Below are 6000 nucleotides of genomic sequence, written 5' to 3'. Positions count from 1 at the left end.
TCGAAGTATTGTCCTTTTATTTTTCAAAAAAAAGACAGATTGGTACTTTTGGAGAAGTTATATTTTTTAAAAATTACATTTTACGGAAACTCAAGCTGGGTTCTTACGATTTTAAAACGGCTTATCCCTCCCGCGGTCAAGGAAAGCTTAATAAAAACAGTGGGCGTTGACAATAACTATGCTCTATTGTATAATGTTAGCAACCTAACAACTTTTATCGGAGGTCCACATGTTTTCCCACCCTACCGTCGGGTTTGAAGTCAAATCTTTAAGCCACCTTTTCAAGCGGCGTATGAATGCTGCCATCGCCACCTTTCCTGAGGATGGTGTTCTGCCAACCAGCACCCAGGGATACATCATTGGTTACCTTTACGCCCACCAGAATGAGGATATCTTCCAACGGGATATTGAACAGGAATGTTCGATCCGCCGTTCCACAGCTACTGGTATTTTGCAGCTCATGGAAAAGAACGGCTGGATTACGCGCATCCCTGTTGAGTATGATGCACGGCTAAAAAAAATCGTCCTCACGGATCGTTCACGTCAACACCACGAGCGAATCCATGCGACTATCCTTCAGTTGGAGGCTTTGGCAACCCGTGGTATTCCGCCGGAAGAGCTAGACTGTTTTTACCGCACCGTTGAGCGGATAAAACACAATTTAGAGTGACCCTGCCGCCCCGTGCGGTTTTTTCTTTCGCTTGATACTTTCTTCTACGTATATTGTTAGGACACTTACATTTTATTACGGAGGCCCATTATGATCAAAACACTCGCGGGGTGTATTCGGGAATATAAAAAAGATTCCCTGCTTGCCCCCCTCTACGTCACCCTTGAGGTTATCCTCGAGGTTATTATTCCTCTCCTCATGGCCCGGCTCATCGATGCCGGCCTAAACGCTGGTAGCATGAGTGCCACCTTAACCTACGGTATTGCCATGATTGTGGCTGCCATGATTTCCCTGGCCTTTGGGGCCTTATCCGGTAAATACGCCGCCAGTGGCTCGGCGGGTTTTGCCAAAAATATGCGCCATGATTTATACTATCGCGTCCAGGATTTTTCCTTTTCCAATATCGATAAATTCTCTACGGCCAGCCTGGTTACCCGAATGACCACCGATATTACCAACGTGCAAAACGCCTACATGATGATTATCCGTGTGGCGGTGCGCTCCCCAGTCATGTTAGTCTGTGCCCTGGCCATGAGCTTTACCCTAAACGCTAAGCTCTCCCTGGTCTTTCTCTGTGCCATTCCGGTCATGGCCATTGGCTTATACCTCATCATCCGCTTTGCCCATCCGGTTTTTGAGCGGGTGTTTAAGACCTACGATAAGCTTAACAACGTGGTTCAGGAAAACCTCCGGGGCATTCGGGTGGTCAAATCCTTTGTCCGGGAAGATCATGAAATCCAGAAATTCGAGGGAATCTCCCAGAAGATATTCAAGGACTTCTCCTTAGCCGAAAAGATTCTCGCCTTCAATATGCCCCTGATGCAATGTGTTATGTACACCTGTATGCTGGCCATCGCCTGGTTCGGTGCCAAGTTTATTGTGGGTGGTTCCATGACCACCGGAGACTTAACCAGCATGATTACTTATGTCATGCAGATTCTCATGAGTCTGATGATGCTGTCCATGGTCTTCGTCATGATTACCATGGCAGAGGCCTCCGCCGAACGGATCACTGAGGTTTTAAAGGAGGAAAGCGACCTTACTAGTGGCACCGACCCCATCACCACGGTTTTAAACGGCTCGGTCCGCTTTGAGGATGTCAGCTTCAGCTATGCGGCAGACCCCCATAAGCTGAGTCTTAAAAACATCGATTTGGATATTAGAAGCGGTGAAACCATCGGCATCATCGGCGGCACCGGGAGTGCTAAATCCTCCCTGGTCCAGCTCATTCCCAGACTCTATGATGCCACCCTGGGTACCGTAAAGGTCGGGGGCATCAATGTGAAGGATTATGATATTGAATCTCTGCGCAACGCAGTGGCCATGGTCCTCCAGAAGAACGTCCTCTTCTCCGGCACCATTGCCGAAAACCTGCGCTGGGGAAATCCGGATGCCACCGATGCCCAAATTGCCGAGGCCTGTGCTTTGGCCTGTGCCGATGAATTTATCAATCGGATGCCCGATGGCTACAATACCTACATCGAGCAGGGGGGCTCCAATGTGTCCGGCGGCCAGAAGCAGCGGCTGTGTATTGCCCGGGCTCTTCTGAAAAATCCCAAAATTTTGATTTTGGACGACTCCACCTCGGCGGTGGATACCGCAACGGATGCCAAAATCCGGGATGCCTTTAAGCGGGTGATTCCTGGCACCACTAAATTCATCATCGCCCAACGGGTCTCCTCCATCGAGGATGCTGACCGGATCATCGTCATGGATGGTGGCTCCATCAGCGCCATGGGCACCCATGACGAGCTCCTCAGCGCCTCACCCATTTACCGTGAGGTCTACGAATCCCAAACGAAAGGAAGTGATACCCTTGAAACTGCATAAAACAGATAATGACATTAACAAGCGCCCCGCCTCAGCACCCGCTGATAAGGTGGACGGTGCAACCATCCGCCGACTCATGGGCTATTTACAGGGACGTTATAAATGGCGCTTTTCCGTCGTCCTTGTCCTCATTATTTTAAGTGCCCTGGCCAGCGTGGCCGGCTCCCTCTTCATCGGGAACGTCATCGATGATTATATCACCCCCATGCTCACCCAGGCGGTACCGAACTTCGCTCCCCTTCTCCGGGCTATTGGCGTTATGGCCGGCATCTATCTCATTGGGGTGCTGTCCACCTTGTTTTATAACCGGGTCATGGTCACCATTGCCCAGAATATTTTAAAGGATATCCGAAACGAAATGTTCAAGGGGATGCAGCGCCTCCCCATTGGCTACTTTGATACCCACTCCCATGGCGATATCATGAGCCATTACACCAATGATACGGATACCCTGCGCCAAATGATGAGCCAGAGTATCCCCCAAACCTTTAGCTCCCTCATTACCATTGTGTCGGTGTTTTTCGCCATGCTTTTCACCAGCTGGCCCCTGACCATTTTAGTCCTTGTGACCATCTATTTGATGATTAAGCTCTCGGGGAAAATCGCCGGTGCCAGCAGCCGCTATTTTATTCGGCAGCAGGATTCCATCGGTGTGGTCAATGGCTATATTGAGGAAATGATGCACGGCCAAAAGGTAGTAAAGGTTTTCTGTCACGAAGAAGCCTCCAAAGAAGGCTTTGATGCCCGTAACGAGGACCTCTTTGAAAATGCATCAGCAGCCAATACCTACGCCAATATCCTGATGCCCATTATGGCCAACTGCGGCAATCTGCAGTATGTCCTGGTGGCCATTGTCGGCGCCGTACTCATGCTAAATGGCATCACGCCCCTGACTCTGGGGGGCCTGGTGGCCTTCCTCACCTTAACCAAAAACTTCTCCATGCCCGTGAGCCAGATTTCCCAACAGCTCAATGCCATCATTATGGCCCTGGCCGGAGCGAAACGGATCTTCACCCTGATGGATGAAGCCCCGGAAGAGGACGAGGGATACGTCACCTTAGTCAATGTGAGCCGCCGGGATGGGGAGCTGGTGGAAGCTGACCGCCGTACCGGTCTGTGGGCCTGGAAGCATCCCCATAAAGCCGATGGCAGTGTGACCTACCACGAGCTAAAGGGTGAGGTTCGATTCTACCATGTGGATTTTGAATATGTCGTCAATAAGCCCATCCTTCAGGACATTACCCTCTACGCTGAGCCAGGGCAGAAGTTAGCCCTGGTGGGGGCCACCGGTGCTGGTAAAACCACCATCACTAACCTCATCAACCGGTTCTATGATATCGCCGATGGGAAAATCCGCTACGACGGGATTAATATCAATAAGATTAAAAAGCCGGATCTCAGGCGCTCCCTGGGCATCGTCCTCCAGGACACCAACCTCTTTACCGGTACGGTTATGGAAAATATTCGTTATGGAAACTTGAGCGCCAGTGATGATGAGGTCATGGCCGCTGCCCGGCTGGCCAATGCCGATGATTTTATCCGTCGCCTGCCCCAGGGCTATGAAACCCTGTTGGACAGCGAAGGGGGCAGCCTCTCCCAGGGGCAGTGCCAGCTCATCTCCATCGCCCGGGCCGCTGTGGCCGATCCACCGGTGATGATTCTGGACGAAGCCACCTCCAGCATCGACACCCGGACCGAATCCCTGGTCCAGGCCGGCATGGACAGCCTGATGATTGGCCGGACGGTGTTCGTCATCGCCCACCGCCTCTCCACCATTAAAAATGCCGATGCCATCATGGTGATGGAACAAGGCCGCATCATCGAGCGCGGAAACCATGACGCCTTAATGGACGAGCATGGAGAGTATTATCAGCTGTATACTGGGGGGCTGGAATTGGAATAAAGAAAGCCAGATACAACTAAAAAAGAGCCAATCCGGGATATATTCCCTTGGATTGACTCTTTCTTAGTTCTTATCCTATTTTTCCTTCATATCAGCAACAATAGCGTCCGCATCCCGATATTTTCCTTGTTCTGCGTGCCCTCTGGATAGCTCTAGTTTTTCAAGGAATTCTGCTTCCGATAACGGTGCATAAGGATTGGAGTCAATCCCCCTTCTTTTAAGTGCAAAGGGAAATCCATTGTTGAGAACCGCCTGTGTCAAAAACATTCTAATTGCACTGGTGGTATCCGTTCCTAAATCCTTAAACAAGCGATCGGACTTCGCCTTCAAGTCATCATCAACTCTCACTTGTATTGTGCTTGCCATCTTTTTCACCTCCATTAACCATGCTTTTTAATAAATTATAGTGTATTATCATTGCTAAGTCAATGAAGATGAAATGCATTTGTATTAAAACTTAGAAGTTTGGCCGTTAAACAAAGAGAAGAAGTATCGAATGTTATAAAGGATTTTTTTGTAATCCCCCATAGTACGCATCAGATACAGCTTCCAGCCATTCATTATCCGTGTTTTCCCCAGGCACTTCAATGGCCAGGTGGGAGAACCAGCTATCCGGTGCGGCCCCATGCCAGTGCTTCACACCCACCGGAATATTGATGATGGTTCCGGGGAGCATTTCAATGGCTTCCTTTCCCTCCTCCTGGTAATAGCCCCTGCCGCCAACGCCGATTAACATCTGACCGCCACCGGCTGTGGCCTTGTGAATGTGCCAATTGTTCCGGCAGGCCGGCTCGAAGGTGACGTTGTAAATGGGGACCTGGGTGGTGGAAATGGGCGCTAAGTAGCTTTGCCCCACAAAAAATTCGGCAAAGGCATCGTTGGGTTCACCGATGGGGAAAAAGACAGTATCCTGGTAGGCACTGCGTGCATCTTTTCTGCCCTTAGCTTCTCTTCCTGCGGTTTGTACGATTTTCATGGAATTATTCTCCTCATCCTATAAGCTTAGTTCATCCAACCAATGCGTTATGGCTTTTTCTGACGCTCCGTTTAAAAGCTTCCCTGGCCGCCAAAGGGTTTTGTCCGAACAGGATGCCTTCAGGCCCTCCATGGTTTTTCCAAAGCCGCTGCCCCCGGAGGTGGCAAAGGGAATGACCGTCTTTCCTGTAAAATCATAACTTTCTAAAAAGGTATTGATAATAGTCGGTGCCACATACCACCAAATGGGAAAGCCCAAGAATATCGTATCGTAGTTTTCCAGATTGGCCAAGTGCTTTGCAATGGGCGGGCGGAATCCTTTATTGGTCATCTCCTGGGAGCTCCTGGAATTCTTATTCTGCCAATCCAAATCTGCTGGCGTATAGGGGGTCTCCGGCAGTATTTCAAAGAGATCTGCCTGGGCTGTCTCGGCAATCTGACGGGCCGCCTTTGCTGTGACTCCGCTGGCTGAAAAATAGGTGACTAATATATTGTGTTTCATGGGTTAATCCTCCAAATATAATTTTCTACTCCATTATCTATATTCCAATACTACCCCTTGGAGTGAACTCCAAGTCAAGGAGTTTTTTGAAAACATATGTGCTGGACTCTAAGAATCGAT

Annotated in this window: 5 protein-coding genes and 1 pseudogene; 3 read left to right on the top strand and 3 right to left on the bottom strand. The window is 49.7% G+C overall.

Features of this window, described 5'->3' with window-relative positions:
* The first annotated feature begins 229 nt into the window (after nt 1-229).
* The 3 genes from BLW33_RS12565 to BLW33_RS12555 all read left to right on the top strand — a co-directional run bounded on the left by BLW33_RS12565 (nt 230) and on the right by BLW33_RS12555 (nt 4403).
* Nucleotides 230-670: a MarR family winged helix-turn-helix transcriptional regulator gene (locus BLW33_RS12565; RefSeq protein ID WP_090309454.1), complete on the top strand. Its 441-nt coding sequence runs from the start codon at nt 230-232 to the stop codon at nt 668-670.
* Between the two features lie 90 nt (nt 671-760).
* Nucleotides 761-2500 (top strand): ABC transporter ATP-binding protein, encoded by a 1740-nt coding sequence (locus tag BLW33_RS12560; RefSeq protein ID WP_090309451.1) that lies wholly within the window; start codon nt 761-763, stop codon nt 2498-2500.
* 76 nt (nt 2501-2576) lie between these two features.
* Entirely contained in the window at nt 2577-4403 is a 1827-nt protein-coding gene (locus BLW33_RS12555; protein WP_242911678.1) for an ABC transporter ATP-binding protein, read from the top strand.
* A 75-nt stretch (nt 4404-4478) separates the two neighbouring features.
* Here the strand turns inward: BLW33_RS12555 and BLW33_RS12550 are convergent, their stop codons facing one another.
* From BLW33_RS12550 to BLW33_RS12540, 3 genes and pseudogenes are all read right to left on the bottom strand, one after another.
* Nucleotides 4479-4769, bottom strand: coding sequence for a type II toxin-antitoxin system RelB/DinJ family antitoxin (locus BLW33_RS12550; protein ID WP_090309446.1), 291 nt, complete (start codon nt 4767-4769; stop codon nt 4479-4481).
* 133 nt (nt 4770-4902) lie between these two features.
* Nucleotides 4903-5307, bottom strand: a pseudogene (locus BLW33_RS12545) (cupin domain-containing protein); the annotation flags it as partial.
* Nucleotides 5308-5397: 90 nt separating this feature from the next.
* Entirely contained in the window at nt 5398-5880 is a 483-nt protein-coding gene (locus tag BLW33_RS12540; protein WP_090309443.1) for a flavodoxin, read from the bottom strand.
* Nucleotides 5881-6000: the final 120 nt, after the last annotated feature.

This window comes from Eubacterium aggregans, from assembly GCF_900107815.1.
Lineage (GTDB): Bacteria > Bacillota > Clostridia > Eubacteriales > Eubacteriaceae > Eubacterium_O > Eubacterium_O aggregans.
This window is presented reverse-complemented; position numbering and strand designations above follow the sequence as displayed.